General features: G+C 64.7%; 11 protein-coding genes. 8 read left to right on the top strand and 3 right to left on the bottom strand.

Going from position 1 to position 14,672, the window contains the following annotated elements; genetic code table 11:
- Nucleotides 1-7 precede the first annotated feature (7 nt).
- The 3 genes from BT98_RS0110085 to BT98_RS0110075 all read right to left on the bottom strand — a co-directional run bounded on the left by BT98_RS0110085 (nucleotide 8) and on the right by BT98_RS0110075 (nucleotide 4,214).
- Nucleotides 8-1,642 (bottom strand): ABC transporter substrate-binding protein, encoded by a 1,635-nt coding sequence (locus BT98_RS0110085; RefSeq protein ID WP_019460877.1) that lies wholly within the window; start codon nucleotides 1,640-1,642, stop codon nucleotides 8-10.
- A 145-nt stretch (nucleotides 1,643-1,787) separates the two neighbouring features.
- On the bottom strand, nucleotides 1,788-3,095 hold the full coding sequence (locus BT98_RS0110080; RefSeq protein WP_037250407.1) for an MFS family transporter: 1,308 nt from the start codon (nucleotides 3,093-3,095) through the stop codon (nucleotides 1,788-1,790).
- A 180-nt stretch (nucleotides 3,096-3,275) separates the two neighbouring features.
- The gene (locus BT98_RS0110075; RefSeq protein WP_019460879.1) at nucleotides 3,276-4,214 is read right to left on the bottom strand and encodes a metal ABC transporter substrate-binding protein; all 939 of its coding nucleotides are present in this window, start codon (nucleotides 4,212-4,214) and stop codon (nucleotides 3,276-3,278) included.
- A 360-nt stretch (nucleotides 4,215-4,574) separates the two neighbouring features.
- Between BT98_RS0110075 and lpdA the strand changes: the two genes are divergently transcribed.
- From lpdA to BT98_RS0110050, 8 genes are all read left to right on the top strand, one after another.
- Nucleotides 4,575-5,966 carry a dihydrolipoyl dehydrogenase gene (gene lpdA / locus BT98_RS0110070; RefSeq protein WP_019460880.1) on the top strand — a complete coding sequence of 464 codons (1,392 nt, stop codon included), beginning with the start codon at nucleotides 4,575-4,577 and terminating at the stop codon, nucleotides 5,964-5,966.
- Between the two features lie 164 nt (nucleotides 5,967-6,130).
- Entirely contained in the window at nucleotides 6,131-7,465 is a 1,335-nt protein-coding gene (locus BT98_RS0110065) for a DUF1800 domain-containing protein (RefSeq protein ID WP_019460881.1), read from the top strand.
- Nucleotides 7,462-8,673: a DUF1501 domain-containing protein gene (locus tag BT98_RS0110060; protein WP_019460882.1), complete on the top strand. Its 1,212-nt coding sequence runs from the start codon at nucleotides 7,462-7,464 to the stop codon at nucleotides 8,671-8,673. Before BT98_RS0110065 ends, BT98_RS0110060 begins: the two co-directional genes overlap by 4 nt.
- A 103-nt stretch (nucleotides 8,674-8,776) precedes the next feature.
- On the top strand, nucleotides 8,777-9,880 hold the full coding sequence (locus BT98_RS27225; protein ID WP_147292461.1) for a hypothetical protein: 1,104 nt from the start codon (nucleotides 8,777-8,779) through the stop codon (nucleotides 9,878-9,880).
- Nucleotides 9,881-10,004: 124 nt separating this feature from the next.
- Nucleotides 10,005-11,351, top strand: a complete 1,347-nt coding sequence (locus BT98_RS0110055) for an IS5 family transposase (RefSeq protein WP_037250405.1) — start codon at nucleotides 10,005-10,007, stop codon at nucleotides 11,349-11,351.
- A 103-nt stretch (nucleotides 11,352-11,454) separates the two neighbouring features.
- On the top strand, nucleotides 11,455-11,697 hold the full coding sequence (locus tag BT98_RS27220) for a hypothetical protein (RefSeq protein WP_147292487.1): 243 nt from the start codon (nucleotides 11,455-11,457) through the stop codon (nucleotides 11,695-11,697).
- 67 nt (nucleotides 11,698-11,764) lie between these two features.
- Entirely contained in the window at nucleotides 11,765-12,178 is a 414-nt protein-coding gene (locus BT98_RS26575) for a helix-turn-helix domain-containing protein (RefSeq protein ID WP_081798568.1), read from the top strand.
- On the top strand, nucleotides 12,168-13,562 hold the full coding sequence (locus BT98_RS0110050) for a phage terminase large subunit (RefSeq protein WP_081798567.1): 1,395 nt from the start codon (nucleotides 12,168-12,170) through the stop codon (nucleotides 13,560-13,562). Before BT98_RS26575 ends, BT98_RS0110050 begins: the two co-directional genes overlap by 11 nt.
- The last annotated feature ends 1,110 nt before the right edge of the window (nucleotides 13,563-14,672 follow it).

Here is a 14,672-nt window from a genome sequence, read left to right as displayed (position 1 = left end):
CGGCGGCTCAGCGCTGAACCGCGGCTTCCGCGAAAAGGTTGTTGCCCAGCGGGATCTGCACGAAGCCGGTGGCCTGCTTGCGGAAGGCGACCGGATAGGGCGTCTCGTAGAGGAAGAGGATCGGCGCGGCCTCGGCGTAGGTCTTCTGGATCTCCTGGTACATCGCGGTGCGCTTCTCCAGGTCCGTCTCCTTGCTGCTGGCGAGGTAGAGCTCGTCCAGCTTCGGGTTCTGGTAGCCGGAGCGCACATTCTCCACATTCGGGTAGTAGGCGAAGTAGGAGGTGATCTGCGCCGGGTCGGCGATGTCGTTGGTCCAGAGCGCGGTGCGGAGCTGGAAGTCGCCGGCGCGGTAGCGGGCGACCTTGGTGGCGTTGTCGAGCTGCTCGATCGTCACCTTGATCCGGATCGCGGCCAGCATCTGCTGGATCGCGGTCAGGTCGTTCACGTCGTCCTGGTTGCCGGAGATGGTCTGGCAGGTCACCTCGAAGCCCTCGGCATAGCCCGCCTCGGCCATCAGCGCCTTGGCCTTGGCGAGGTCGTAGGGGTAGAGGGCGCCCGAGGCCGGGCCGCTGAACAGCGGCGTGGTGGAGGACATGAAGGAGCGCATGGGCTTGCCCAGCCCCTGCGTGGTGATCGCGATGATCGCGTCCTTGTTCACCGCGTGGTTGATGGCCTGGCGCACCCGCACATCGGCCATCGGGTTCTTCCGGCCCTTGTATTCCGGGCGGCAGTTGAGCCCGACATAGCGCACGCGGGTCGAGGGCCAGAGCTCCATCCGCATGGCCGGGTCGGCCTGCAGCTCCTTCACCCGGGCATAGGGGACGAATTCCGTGCCATCCAGCTCGCCGGCCTTCAGCTTCAGCAGGCGGGTGGCGTCGTCGGGCACGATGTCGAAGCGGAGCTCATCCAGATAGGGCAGCGGCTTGCCGTCCGCGGCCACGCGCCAGTGATGCGGGTTGCGCTTCAGCAGCATGGTCTGGCCACGCTGCCAGGAGGCCAGCACGAAGGGGCCGGTGCCGACAGGCTTCTCGGCGAAGGCCTTCATCTTGTCTTCCACCGTGGCGCCGGGCGCGGCCTCGACCAGCTTCTGCGGCATGATGCCCGTGTTGAAGGTGGCGAGTGCCGCCAGCAGCGTGGCGTCGGGGTGGCCGAGGCGGATCGTGACCTTTCCTTCGCCCGGCTCCACGGCCTTGATCGAGCCGATCAGGTCCTTCCAGGCGCCGGTGCCGCGGGCGCGGTCGAGCGACCAGGCCACATCCGCCGGGGTCAGGTCGCTGCCATCGGCGAACTTCACGCCGGGGCGGAGCGTCAGCTCCAGGGCGAGCCTGTCGTCGCTCCATTTCCATTCCGTGGCCAGGCCGGGCTGCAGCCCCTTGCCGTCCGGGGTGGGGGAGAGGAGCGTGTCGAAGAGGTTGGTGAGGACCCAGATGTCGGCATTCAGCTCGGTGGTCACCGGGTCCAGGAACTGGCTGTCGGTGTAGCGGCCGAAGGCCATGCGGCCGCCGCGGATGGCCGAGGAAGGCGCCCCGGGTCCCCCCGCCGCCTGGGCCAGGGCCTGTCCCGGAAGGGCCGGGGCGGCCACGGCCAGCGTCGCGAAGCCGGCCAGGAGGGAGCGTCGGGTCAGTTCGAGGGCGTCGGTCATCCGGGGGCTTTCCTGGGTTGCCCCTAGGCTGTCCCCCGGATGGCGCGGGTGTCAACGCGCCGCGCCGCCTCGTTTCCCAAGGGTTTTCAAGGTGCCCGGCCCAGGCTGCACAGGATCTGTGCAGCCCGGCCCCAGGCATTGGCAGTCAGCGGCCGGCTTCGTCCCGCATGAAGCCCTTCTTCTGCATGTCGGGCATCAGGATCACCGAGACCAGGGCGACCACGAGCATGATGGTGACGTACCAGCCGAAATAGCTCTCCACCCCGGCATTCTTGAAGCTGAGGGCGACGTATTCCGCCGAGCCGCCGAAGATCGCGTTGCCGATGGCATAGGAGAGGCCGACGCCCAGCGCCCGGACCTCGGCGGGAAAGAGTTCTGCCTTCAGCACGCCGCTGATGGAGGTGTAGCAGCTGATGACGGCCAGGGCGATCAGCAGCAGGCCCAGCGCGACGAGGGGAGAGGAAGCGGTGCCCAGGGCGTTCAGCAGCGGGATGGTGGTGAGGATGCCCGCCACGCCATAGACCAGCAGCAGGTTCTTGCGGCCGAAACGGTCCGAGATGGCACCGAAGATCGGCTGCATGCACATGTAGAGGAAGAGCGCCGCCGTCATCACGAGGCTCACGGTCTTCACCGGGAAGCCGGTCGTGTTGACCAGGTATTTCTGCATGTAGGTGGTGAAGGTGTAGAAGGGCAGGCTGCCGCCGGCGGTGAGGCCCAGCACCGTCAGGAAGGAGCGCGGGTGGGCGAGCAGCGCGCGCAGCGTGCCGGCGCCCTTGGCGCTGCGCGTCTTCTCCGTCGAGGTCTCGTGCAGCGAGCGGCGCAGGTAGAGGGCGATCACCGCCGTGGCGGCGCCGATCAGGAAGGGGACGCGCCAGCCCCAGGCGCGCATCTGGTCGGCCGTGATCAGCATCTCCAGGATCACCACCACCAGCACGGCGAGGAGCTGGCCGCCGATCAGCGTCACGTACTGGAAGGAGGAATAGAAGCCGCGGTTCTTCGAGGTCGCGACCTCGCTCATATAGGTCGCGACGGTGCCGTATTCGCCGCCCACGGAGAGGCCCTGGGTCATGCGGGCGAGCAGCAGCAGGAGAGGCGCCGCGATGCCGATGCTGTCATAGGTCGGCAGGATCGCGATCACCAGCGAGCCGCCGCACATCATGAGCACGGAGACCAGCATCGAGAACTTCCGCCCCTTGCGGTCGCCGAGGCGGCCGAAGAACCAGCCGCCGATCGGGCGCATCAGGAAGCCGATGGCGAAGACGGCGGCCGCCTGGAGCAGCGCCACCGTCTGGTTGCCGCTGGGAAAGAAGGCATGCGCGAAGTACAGCGCGGTGAAGGCGTAGGTGTAGAAGTCGTACCACTCGACCAGGTTGCCGGAGGATGCGCCGACGATGGCCATGACGCGTTTGCGGACCTCATGAGGCTCGCCGACAACGATTCCGCTGCTATCCATCCGATCTCTCCTGTTCGAGCCAGGCCGTTTCTCTAGCGCGGATGCCGGGAGGGCCATAGGGCCGCGGCGGCAGGTCTATCTGATGAATGGGCAAGGCAGGCCGTCGCTTTCATGGATGCTCGTCCATGAAAGCGGCCCTTGCTTCGCCGGGGCCCGGCCCGTCGGGGACGTGTTCCGGCCTCAGGCGCCGCGCATCGCGGGCACCAGCAGGCCGACATTGTGCCGGAACATGGCCTCGTAGGTCGCGGCCGGGCCGTCCGGCGGCGAAAGGGAGTCGGAGAACAGCTCGCCTTGCACCTTGGCCCCGGCATCCCGGGCCAGGCGTTCCAGGAGCGCCGGGTTGGTCATGTTCTCGATGAAGACGGCGGTGACGTGCTTTGCCCGCACCTGCCGGATCAGCGCGGCAACCTGGGCGGCGGAGGGTTCGCTTTCCGTGCTCATGCCCTGGGGCGCCTCGAAGCGCACGCCATAGGCCGCGCCGAAATAGCCGAAGGCGTCATGGCTGGTCACGACGATGCGGCGCGCCTCCGGCACGGTCGCGACCTGTTCCCGCACCCAGGCATCCAGGCTGGCGAGGCGTTCCCGGAAGGCCGCGGCGTTGCGGCGGTAGAGATCGGCGCCCTCGGGGTCCGCCGCGGCGAGGGCTTCCGCGATGTTGCCGGCATAGGCCTGGCCGTTCCGGAGGTCCTGCCAGGCATGGGGATCGGTTGCCTCGTGGCTGTGGCCATGGCCTTCCTCCACCATCTTCCGCGGGGTCACGCCCTGGCTGGCCGTCGCGATCCGGGCCTTGGTGGCGGAGGAGCGGATCAGCCGGTCGAGCCACGGCTCGAAGCCGAGGCCGTTGCGGACCACGAGCCCGGCGGAGCGGATCGCCGCCGCATCGGAGGGGCGGGGCTGGTAGGTGTGGGAGTCGCCGCCGGGGCCGACCAGGGTATGGATGGCCACCCGGTCGCCGCCGACCTGACGCACCATGTCGCCCAGGATGGAGAAGGAGGCGACGACATCCAGCCGTGGCGCGCCGGACGGGGCGGCGGCCTGTGCCCGGGCGGAGCCGGGGGCGAGGAGGTTGCCCAGGGAAAGCAGGGCGGGGGCCAGGAGCAGGGTGGAGCGGCGTCGCATGGCGTGGCTTTCAAAACGTTATAACATCTCATAGCGCCGGCCTGTCCGAGGGGGCAAGGTGGGCGATCACGTCCCGGCCATCATGATCACGGGGCTGGTCCAGCTCCGCTCCGGCTGCCCGGGCACCGCCCTGGGTTCCGCCTTGCCGAGCGGGGGGGGGGGGCGATGCCGCTGGCCGCCGGACCCGTGCCCGGTGCATCCCTGGCTCCCGCCCACGGGCGCGGCGCCGGGCTGTCACGGCCCCCATCTGGCAGGATAAGCGGGGTCATGGCGTGTTCCTGGCGGGGCGCCCTTCAAGCCCGGCGCCAGCCCTGCTACGCCTGCCCGCAACGTCCACCTGACAGGATTGCAGCACCCATCATGTCTGAGAGCTTCGACGTTATCGTCATCGGCGCCGGTCCCGGCGGCTATGTCTGTGCCATCCGCGCCGCGCAGCTCGGCATGAAGGTGGCCTGTGTGGAGAAGCGGGCCACGCTGGGCGGCACCTGCCTGAACATCGGCTGCATCCCCTCCAAGGCGCTGCTGCAGTCCTCCGAGAACTACGAGGAGGCGGCGCACCACTTCGCCGACCACGGCATCGGCGTGGGGCAGCTCACGCTCGACCTCGCCCGCATGCAGGCCCGCAAGGGCGAGGTGGTCGGTGCCAACGTCAAGGGCGTCGAGTTCCTGTTCAAGAAGAACAAGGTCACCTGGCTGAAGGGCGCGGGCAGGATCACCGCCCCGGGCAAGGTCGAGGTCGAGGGCGCGACCTACGAGACGAAGAACATCATCATCGCCACCGGCTCCGACAGCGCACCCCTGAAGGGTGTCGAGGTGGACGAGAAGCAGATCGTCACCTCCACCGGTGCGCTGGAGCTGGAGAAGGTGCCGGGCCATCTCGTCGTCATCGGCGGCGGCGTGATCGGGCTGGAGCTGGGCTCCGTCTGGCGCCGCCTGGGCGCCGAGGTGACGGTGATCGAGTTCCTCGACCGCCTCGTGCCCGGCATGGATGGCGAGATCGCCAAGCAGTTCGAGCGCGTGCTGTCCAAGCAGGGCATCAAGTTCAAGCTGAAGAGCAAGGTGACCGGCGCCACCAAGGGCAAGGACGGCGTGACGCTGGCCGTGGAGCCTGCCGCCGGCGGCACCGCCGAGGAGATCAAGGCCGACGTCGTGCTGCTGGCCATCGGCCGCCGCCCCTATGTCGAGGGGCTGGGACTCGATGCCGCGGGCGTGGCGCTGGATGAACGGGGCCGGGTGAAGGTGGACGGGCATTTCGCCACCAACGTGCCCGGCATCTATGCCATCGGCGACGTGATCGCCGGCCCGATGCTGGCGCACAAGGCCGAGGAGGAGGGCGTCGCTGTCGCCGAGATCCTGGCCGGGCAGCATGGCCATGTGAACTACGCCGCCATTCCGGGCGTGGTCTATACCTGGCCGGAGGTGGCCTCGGTGGGCGAGACCGAGGAGACGCTGAAGGAGGCCGGGACGGCCTACAAGGTCGGCAAGTTCCCCTTCACCGCCAATGGCCGCGCCCGCGCCATGGGCACCACGGACGGGTTCGTGAAGATCCTGGCCGACAAGGAGACCGACCGCGTGCTCGGCGCCCATATCCTGGGGCCGGATGCGGGCACGCTGATCGCCGAGCTGGTGATGGCGATCGAGTTCGGCGCCTCGGCCGAGGATGTGGCGCGCATCTGCCACGCGCATCCTTCGCTGAACGAGGCGGTGAAGGAGGCGGCGCTGGCCGTCGATGGGCGGGCGCTGCATATCTGAGGCGCCCCTCGGCTCTCCGGGCGGGAGGATTCCCGCCCGGGATCATGCGGCATTCCATAGGTGCGTCGGCGCGCCCATGGAATGCACGTAAAGAGTGTATTAACACGCGGTCAGTTACTCTTTGTGGTTGCGCAGCGCAGCAAGCGCTGTGACATCATGCGGGCATGAGTGCCCGATCCATCCAGGCGGCGATCCGTTTCGGCCTGGGGCCGCGGCCGGACCAGCCGGTTCCCCCCGATGCCGAGGCCTGGCTCCTCGCCCAGATCGACCAGCCTGCCCCGCATCCTCCGCCACCGGTAGGGTTCGACCACGTGCCGACCGTGGCGGACGGCTTCCGCGTCTGGCGGGAGCGCGATGCGGCGGGACCGGTGCAGCCGGGCCAGGTCACGCCGGTCGAGACCTATGTGATGGCCGAGAGCGTCGCCGCCTGCGCCTGGCGGATCGACACGCCGGCCCCCTTCCGCGAGCGGCTGGTCGATTTCTGGTCCAACCACTTCACCATCAGCCGCCGCGCCAGCACCCAGGCCAATGTGACGGTGCCCTCCTTCATCCAGGACGTGATCCGGCCGCATGTGACCGGGCGCTTCGCGGACATGCTGATCGCCTCCACCACCCATCCGGCCATGCTCGGCTATCTCGATCAGGCGGCCTCGGTCGGACCGGACAGCCCGATCGGCCGCAAGACGGGGCGCGGGCTGAACGAGAACCTGGCGCGCGAGGTGATGGAGCTGCACAGCGTCTCGCCCGCCGCCGGCTATACCCAGCGCGACGTGACGGAATTCGCGCGGCTCCTCACCGGCTGGCGCTATGAGCGGGACCGCGAGCCCTATGGCACCGTGTTCCGCGACCCGGCGCATGAGCCGGGCGTGAAGACCATCCTCGGCCAGCGCTTCGGCGGCGGCCTGATGGTGGATGGGCGGGCGGAGACGGAGGCGGCGCTGCGCTTCCTGGCCGCCCACCCCGCCACGCACCGGCACCTCGCCACCAAGCTGGCCCGGCATTTCGTAGCCGATGACCCGCCGCCCGCCGCGGTGGCGAAGCTGGAGGCGGTGCTGCGGGACACGGATGGCGACCTGGGCGCCGTGTCCCGTGCCCTGGTGCGGCTGCCGGAAGCCTGGAACCCGCCGCTCACCAAGCTGCGTGGCCCGCTGGACTATGTCACCGCCGTCTATCGCGCCTTCGGCTGCGACGGGGCGCAGTTCGGGGAGATGGCCTTCAAGAGCGCCTTCGGCCTCGGCCAGCAGATCTGGGGCGCCGCGCAGCCCAATGGCTGGCCCGACCGGGGCAAGGACTGGCTGGGCCCCGAGGCCGCGATGCAGCGGGTGGACTGGTCCTTCCAGCAGGCCGGACGCTTCGCCCGCAAGGATCCCATGGCGGTGACGGAGGTGGCGCTCGGCCCCCTGGCCTCCGCCGAGACGCGCGGGGCGATCCGTGGCGCGGGATCGCCGCAGGAGGCCCTGACCCTGCTGTTCAGCAGCCCGGAGTTCCAACGCCGATGAGCCATCTTCCCCCCATCGGGCGGCGCGGCCTGCTGCTGGGCCTCGCCGCCACGGCGGTCGCCGCGCGCTCCCGCCTCGCCTTCGCCGCCATGCCGGCCGGGGTGCTGCCGGGCGAGAACCGGCTGGTCGTCGTCATCCTGCGCGGCGCCATGGACGGGATGGCCGCCCTGGCGCCCTATGGCGACGCGAACTACCGCGCGCTGCGCGGGTCGCTCGCCTTGCCGGAGCCGGGGCAGGAGGGCGGGCTGCTCGATTGCGGCGGCTTCTTCGGGCTGAACCCCAGCCTGGGCGCGCTGCACGGCATGTTCCGCGCCGGGGAGATGCTGCCCATCCATGCCGTCGCCGGCCCCTATCGCAACCGCAGCCATTTCGAGGCGCAGGACATGCTGGAGAGCGGCGCCGTGGAGCGCGGCGGGCTGACCTCCGGCTGGCTCAACCGCGCCCTGTCCGGCTTTGCGGCGCGGCCGAAGGGGGAATCGGATCTCGGGCTGGCGGTCGGGCTGTCGCTGCCGCTGCTGATGCGCGGGCCGCAGCATGTGGGGATGTGGGCACCGCCCCGGCCCGTGCGGCCGGCGCCGGACCTTTATGCCCGCGTGGCCGACCTGGTGCATGCCGACCCTCTGCTCGGCCCCGCGGTGCAGGACGGGCTGCGCGGCCGGGGCTTCGCCAGCGAGGTGCTGGGGGAGGAGCGGGGCGTGCGCGGCGGTTTCCTGGCCCTGGCCGGGATCGCGGGGAAGCTGATGGCGGCGCCGGACGGGCCGCGCGTGGCGGCGCTGGAGATCGGCGGCTGGGACACCCATGCCGACCAGACGCGGCGGCTGAACCCCGTGCTGTCGCAGCTGGATGGCGGGATGAACGCGCTGAAGGCGCAGCTCGGCCCCGCCTGGAAGCACACCGCCGTGCTGGTGATGACCGAGTTCGGCCGCACCGCGCGGGTGAACGGCAACAACGGGACGGACCATGGCACCGGGGGCGTGGCCTTCGTCCTCGGCGGGGCGGTGGCGGGCGGGCGGGTGCTGGCGGACTGGCCGGGGTTGCGCGACGGGCAGTTGTTCGAGAACCGGGACCTGGCGCCGACGCGGGACCTGCGGGCGGTGGCCAAGGGGCTGTTGCGGGATCACCTGCGGCTGCCGCCGCAGGCGGTGGCGGCGGCGTTTCCAAAGGGGGAAAATTTACTGCCTGAAGGCGGTTTAGTCGTAAGCCGCTGATGTTTTATCGCTATCTCGCATCATGATTGTCAAACTCAGGTTATAACAATATCTTGCCTCGGAGCTCATCTGAGCGCTGTAATATAAGAGGTAAGCTGCCGCTATGCGATCCATGGCAATATGCATTTCTGGGCAAGCGCGTCGCTGGGAATCCTGCGCAACCCGGCTGCTAGAGTTGTTCCCAGATGCTCAGTTTTTTGTTAGCCTTTGGGAGCGGCGCGGGATCAAACGTTTTGGTGCATTAAATCAAGGGCAACTAATCAGACTCTTTGGCCCTGACGCGGCCTTCATATTAAATCCGGATTTTCAAAATGAGTTCTTGCTGCAACGCGTCCCAGCCCTAAAAGATGTCCTTCTGAAAGAAGATGAAAAAGCTGGGATGGTCACATCATCGGAAGTGATGGCCTTAATTCCAAACTCCATTTGCCGTATACAGAAAGATAGTGTGTTGGATTGCCCTCCTGCACTGAGAGACGAAATTTCCGATGGTGGGCACACGGCAGCCTCTGACGGTAATTCTGTGCGTATGGTTTGGAATTGGTGGCAATGCGATTTACTTAGGCGACAGGAAGAATATCTTCGTGGCAAATTATTCGATTTGGTTCTCAGGGTGCGCCCGGATTTGTGGATTGAACATATTAATTTGCCTGCTGATGTACCCCCGAATGTGGTGTGTGTTCCGAATCTGCGCAATGGCGCTGTAGATGATCAATTTGCCATTGCGAACTCTGAGACTATGTCATCCTGGTGCGACGGCCCTAGCTTTTTGCGGCCTTACTTTGGTAGGCAGAATAACTGGCGCAACATTCACCTTGCGTTAGGAAACTATGCGAATAACGCCGGTATAAAATTGACGCGAGCGCCTTGGAAAGGGCGGTTGAATGAGGATTATCTGCCTATATCTACTTTGCGCGCGGCTGCCGAAAATTCTCTTCAGCTGTTGCCCGAAGCACTAAGGCCTGAAACCGGAGTCTTGGCACTGTGTCTCCGATCTTTGGAGGAGGCAGATGAATTAAAATCTGAAAATTACTTAAAGGAGGCAGAAACGTTGAATCCGATTAGCCCATCAATTTACCTAACAAGAGCGCTGCTCTACCGCCGCCAAAAAGACGAAAGGTCATTCCGAGAGGCGGTAGGTGCTGCTGCTAGTCGATTTTCTGACAAGCTACATTTAAGGTCTGATATCCAAGCCATCCTAAATGCGTAAGCTAGTTAGTCGGTCTTGAACATCTCATAGTTCACTGATTTATCTGAAATGTTTGCTGGATCGGGCGCTCTGAATTTGCAGAGTGCGATTGTTTTCGACGACAAACGCTGCGATTCTGGTGGGCATGAAGCACCGCCCGCGCCCGCCGGAACAGGCTGATCTGCTGCGGCCGCGGCTGGTCGACATGATCGACGGGCGGCACGAACTGGTGCGGCTGGCGGCGCTGATCGACTGGTCCTGGTTCGAGCGGGAATGGGCCGGCTTCTTCCCCGCCGCTGAGGGACGGCCGGCCACCCATCCTCGCCTGGTCGCCGGGCTGATGTACCTTCAGCACGCCCATGGCCTCTCCGACGAGGCGGTGCTCGCGCGCTGGGTGGAGAACCCCTACTTCCAGCACTTCACCGGCGAGACCTTCTTCCAGCATCGCCCGCCCATTCACCCGTCCTCTCTCAGCCGCTGGCGCGTCCGCATCGGTGAGGAGGGCGTGGAGTGGCTGCTGACCAAGACCATCGAGGCGGGCCGTGCCTCGGGTGCCGTATCGGAACGCAGCCTGGCCGAGATCGCGGTGGACACCACCGTGATGGAGAAGGCCATCACCCATCCGACCGACAGCCGGCTGTACGAGAAGGCCCGTCGCTCCCTGGTGGCGCTGGCAGGCAAGGCCGGGATCAGCCTGCGGCAGAACTACAACCGTCTGGCCCCGCGTCTGGCCATCAAGGCAGGGCGGCACGCCCATGCCCGACAGTTCCGGCGCATGCGCAAGGTGCTGCGGACCTTGAAGGGCTACACGGGCCGCGTCCTGCGCGACATCGGCCGCAAGCTTGGCGCTGTTCCTAAGGGGCCGCTGCGGGCACGGATCGAGCAGCGCCTCGCGCTCGTCACTCGCCTGCTGCGGCAGACACCCAAGAGCGCGGGCAAGATCTACGCCCTGCACGAGCCCGAGGTGGACTGCATCGCCAAGGGCAAGGCGCGGGTGCGCTACGAGTTCGGCGCCAAGGTCAGCGTCGCCACCACGATCGAGGGCGGCTTTGTCGTCGGCATGCGCAGCCAGCCCGGCAACCCCTACGACGGCCACACCCTCGCCGACGCCCTGCAGCAGGTCGAGACCCTCACCGGTCAGCGTCCCAGCCTTGCCGTGGTCGACCGCGGCTACCGCGTCCATGGCGTCACGGCAACCAGGGTGCTCATCAGCGGCACCAGCCGCGGCCTCACGCCCCGCCTGCGCCGGCTGCTCCGCCGCCGCAGCGCCATCGAGCCCGAGATCGGCCACATGAAGGCCGACGGCCGCCTCGCCCGCTGCGCCCTCAAGGGCACCATCGGTGATGCCCTCCACGCCGTCCTCTGCGGCTGCGGCCACAACATCCGCAAGATCCTCGCCCACCTCAGGGCCCTTTTGACGGCTCTCCTCGCCGCTCTTCGCGGAGCCATCCAGCCGGCAGACCGTCGCCCGCTCGCCGCCTCGGCAGCCTGAAGCAGTTATTCAAACCCGACTCGTTATCGTTGATGACGGTCTTCCGAATGATGGGACCAAGTTCACCACGATCCTCGCCGGTAGTGGTGCGCTGAGTTACGGCATGACGGCGCCGAATGTTGCCAAGGGAACGGAAATCGAGAGTGTTCCGGCGGCAGGTAATGGCGGCGGCATGGAAGTTCTGCACTCGCGGAATAACTGCGCGGTGCATCCTAGCGGCTTCGATTGGATCGAAGGCACTCTTGCCGACGAAAGCCCGTCGATTGCCGATCTTCGCGACGGTTCGCATTGGAACCGGGTTGTTGAGCGCAAGGCGATCCCGCTTGCTTTCCTCTTGAGCAAGTGAAGCGAAAACCCTCTCCGGGGCTAGAGCCCCGGAGACTGCCGCCTCGATAACCGAATAGGTGCCGACAATGGCCAAAGATCTAACTCATCCGCTGCGGAAGAATCCGCCGGAAGACGCGCTTGAGCGCATTTCCGATATGGCTGCAAATGGTTGGAGTAAAGCGGGAATTGCACGAAAGCTTGGCGTTTCAGTAACGACGTTTGATCGTTGGCTTGAAGAAGACGAAGAGCTTCAACGCGCCTTCGATATGGGACGCGATGCCGAGCATAATACGCTCTTCAATTCCCTCTTCAAAGCAGCGACCGAAAAGGGCAATGCAACTGCGGCAATGTTCTTGCTCAAGGCGCGGCATGGCTACCGTGAAGGCGATCAAAGCGACATTGCGAACCGCGTTTCTATCACTTTCGCACTTCCTGGTGCCGAAAAGCTTGAAGCCGTGGTGAAGCAAGACAAGAAGAAGATTATTGACCATGAGCGGTGAAGCAATCGAGCTTAATAGCTTTCAGCAACGTGTTTTCGCTGTTCCGGAAGAAGTTGATCTTTTTCTTGGCGGCGGTCGCGGTGGCGGCAAGTCGTGGTGCATCGCGCTCCTAATCCTGCGGCATGTGGAGCAATACGGCAGCAAGTCGCGCATTCTCTACATTCGCAAGAGCTATAAGGGCCTTGCCGACTTCGAGAATACTTTACGCGAAGTCTTCGGAATGGTTTACGGCACGGCAGCGCGGTATAATGCGGCGGAACATGTCTGGCGTATGCCGAACGGCGCTTATGTTGAGCTTGGACAGCTAGAAAGCGCGTCGGATTACACGAAGTATCAGGGCCGCAGTTTCAATCTTCTCGTTGTGGATGAAGCTGGGCAGTTTGCCGATCCGTATTTGCTGGACATGCTGCGTTCGAACCTTCGTGGTCCGAAGGATATGCCGGTTCGGATGATCGTCGCGGCGAACCCGGCTGGCGTGGGGCATCAATGGCTCGCGAAGCGTTACGTCTTCAACGGCGCGGAACCTTGGGAAGTCTTCACCGAAGAGAAGAGCAAGCGCCTCTTCATGCACTGCCCTTCGACCTTCGCCGGGAACGTCTTCATCGACCGCGAGACGTATGCCGATCAGCTAACGTCCTCCTGCCCCGACGATCCGGAGCTTCTTCGCGCATGGACCGATGGCGATTGGGCTGTCTCCCGTGGCGCCATGTTCGCGACCGTGCTTGACGAGAAGCGCGTTGCGATCCCGAACTTCACCGCAAGCGATCTTGGCGCCGATTGGGATTCGGAGTTCTACCTAAGCCACGATTGGGGATCGGCAGCGCCAAGCGTGACGCTGCTTCTCGCTACCTCACCCGGTGCCTACATCCGCGATCAATGGCTCGCTCGCGATAGCGTTCTTGTGCTGGATGAAGTCGCGACGAACCGGCCGGGCAATTACAACGCGGGTCTTTGCCTGACCGTGCCGGAAGTCTCGGAGCGCATCCTTGCCATGTGCAAGCGGTGGCACGCGAAGCCCTTTGGCGTGGCGGATGATGCTTGCTTCGCACGAACCGGGCATTCAACCGGCAGCATCGCGAAAGAGTTCGAAACGGCTGGCGTTTACTTCGAACCGGCTGTTAAGGGCGACCGTCTTTCCGGTCTTGAGATGATGCGGACCATGTTTCGCGATGCTGGGAAGCCTGACAAGCCCGGTCTCTACATCGCCCGACGCTGCGAATATCTATGGTCAACTCTTCCCTATCTCGCTCGCGATGAACGGAAGCCGGAAGACATTGATAGCAGCCAGGCCGATCACGGTTATGACGCGCTCCGCTATGGCTTGCGGCGCTTCCAACTGGCGCGCTTCGTTGACATTCAAATGCCAATCTCTTCTTCGCGGTAATTGGAACTGAACCTATCGGGGGCAAAGCCCCCGATACTGCCGCCCTGATCTGACCGCGCATCCTTTAGTGGCGCCCAAATGGCCCTTGTAGTGGCGCGCGTCAGGGGCCTTGCGAGGCTTCCGGGCAGGGTGATGGCTCCTACGCGCCCAAGGCCAGCCAGCGCCGATCCTCTTGGGCAGGATTGGGGCCTTTGCCGAGGGCCAGGGGAAGCGCCAGGGCGGCAGCCGTGCCCGTTGGGCACGGGGGATCGAGGATAGCCCTTAAAGCTCGCGGCAATTCCCTTTCAAACATCGCGATAATCAAACTCCAAATAATCGCGATGATTAAAGCGGCTCTAGTTCCAAATGCTGAACTAAATGGAAGGAAAAGTAATTGCTTTTCGTGAGAAAATGGGGAACTGGCCAAAATAGGGCTTGCGGGCAATAGAAGAGCCAGCAATTATGCCGTCACCGGGCCGAAACAGCCCGTCCCGAAAAGCGAAAAGGATTTAACGTCATGGTTCCGACGAACGCCGATGCTTTGCTTGTTCGTAAGGATGCTGCCGCCGCGTTGACCGAAGCGGGATATCCGATCAGCCCAAAGACCCTTGAAATGTATGCGGTTCGCGGTTGCGGTCCGACTTATAGCCGGTTTGGAACTCGCACGATCTATCGTTGGGCCGATTTGCTTGATTGGGCAAAGGCTAGGGTTCAGCCGCCGCGAAATCGAGCCGCATAAAAGAAAAGCCCGACACCGCTAGGGCATCGGGCTTGAGTTTTCATGCTTAAGAAAGGGGACTAGTAATGTCAGACTATATACGCAACCATCCTGCCGTAATCAATAGGTGGAATTGGATTTTGGAGCAGGCGGAAAATTTGCCCAAGGTCACTCATCGAATTCCAAATAACATTTGGTCCGACAAGCGCGATAGCCACACGACAATTGCCGTAAGCATTCCTCGCGAACGCTCTTATGATCCTCAACTAATTGGCGGATACACCAAAGTCGGATCGTATCATCAGCGGACCTTTGTCAGCGTATCATTCCTTTGGCGTTGCAATGGAATGAAAGAGCGGTCTTGCCCTGGATTAGATGCGATCATCTACACTCCGGACCGGGATATAATTTTG

Source organism: Roseomonas mucosa ATCC BAA-692 (genome assembly GCF_000622225.1).
Taxonomy (GTDB): domain Bacteria; phylum Pseudomonadota; class Alphaproteobacteria; order Acetobacterales; family Acetobacteraceae; genus Roseomonas; species Roseomonas mucosa.
This window is presented reverse-complemented; position numbering and strand designations above follow the sequence as displayed.

Coding starts and splice junctions, on each gene's coding strand:
- BT98_RS0110085 (WP_019460877.1), bottom strand. CDS start 1,642: ATGACCGACGCCCTCGAACTGACCCGACGCTCCCTCCTGGCCGGCTTC.
- BT98_RS0110080 (WP_037250407.1), bottom strand. CDS start 3,095: ATGGATAGCAGCGGAATCGTTGTCGGCGAGCCTCATGAGGTCCGCAAA.
- BT98_RS0110075 (WP_019460879.1), bottom strand. CDS start 4,214: ATGCGACGCCGCTCCACCCTGCTCCTGGCCCCCGCCCTGCTTTCCCTG.
- lpdA (WP_019460880.1), top strand. CDS start 4,575: ATGTCTGAGAGCTTCGACGTTATCGTCATCGGCGCCGGTCCCGGCGGC.
- BT98_RS0110065 (WP_019460881.1), top strand. CDS start 6,131: ATGAGTGCCCGATCCATCCAGGCGGCGATCCGTTTCGGCCTGGGGCCG.
- BT98_RS0110060 (WP_019460882.1), top strand. CDS start 7,462: ATGAGCCATCTTCCCCCCATCGGGCGGCGCGGCCTGCTGCTGGGCCTC.
- BT98_RS27225 (WP_147292461.1), top strand. CDS start 8,777: ATGCGATCCATGGCAATATGCATTTCTGGGCAAGCGCGTCGCTGGGAA.
- BT98_RS0110055 (WP_037250405.1), top strand. CDS start 10,005: ATGAAGCACCGCCCGCGCCCGCCGGAACAGGCTGATCTGCTGCGGCCG.
- BT98_RS27220 (WP_147292487.1), top strand. CDS start 11,455: ATGACGGCGCCGAATGTTGCCAAGGGAACGGAAATCGAGAGTGTTCCG.
- BT98_RS26575 (WP_081798568.1), top strand. CDS start 11,765: ATGGCCAAAGATCTAACTCATCCGCTGCGGAAGAATCCGCCGGAAGAC.
- BT98_RS0110050 (WP_081798567.1), top strand. CDS start 12,168: ATGAGCGGTGAAGCAATCGAGCTTAATAGCTTTCAGCAACGTGTTTTC.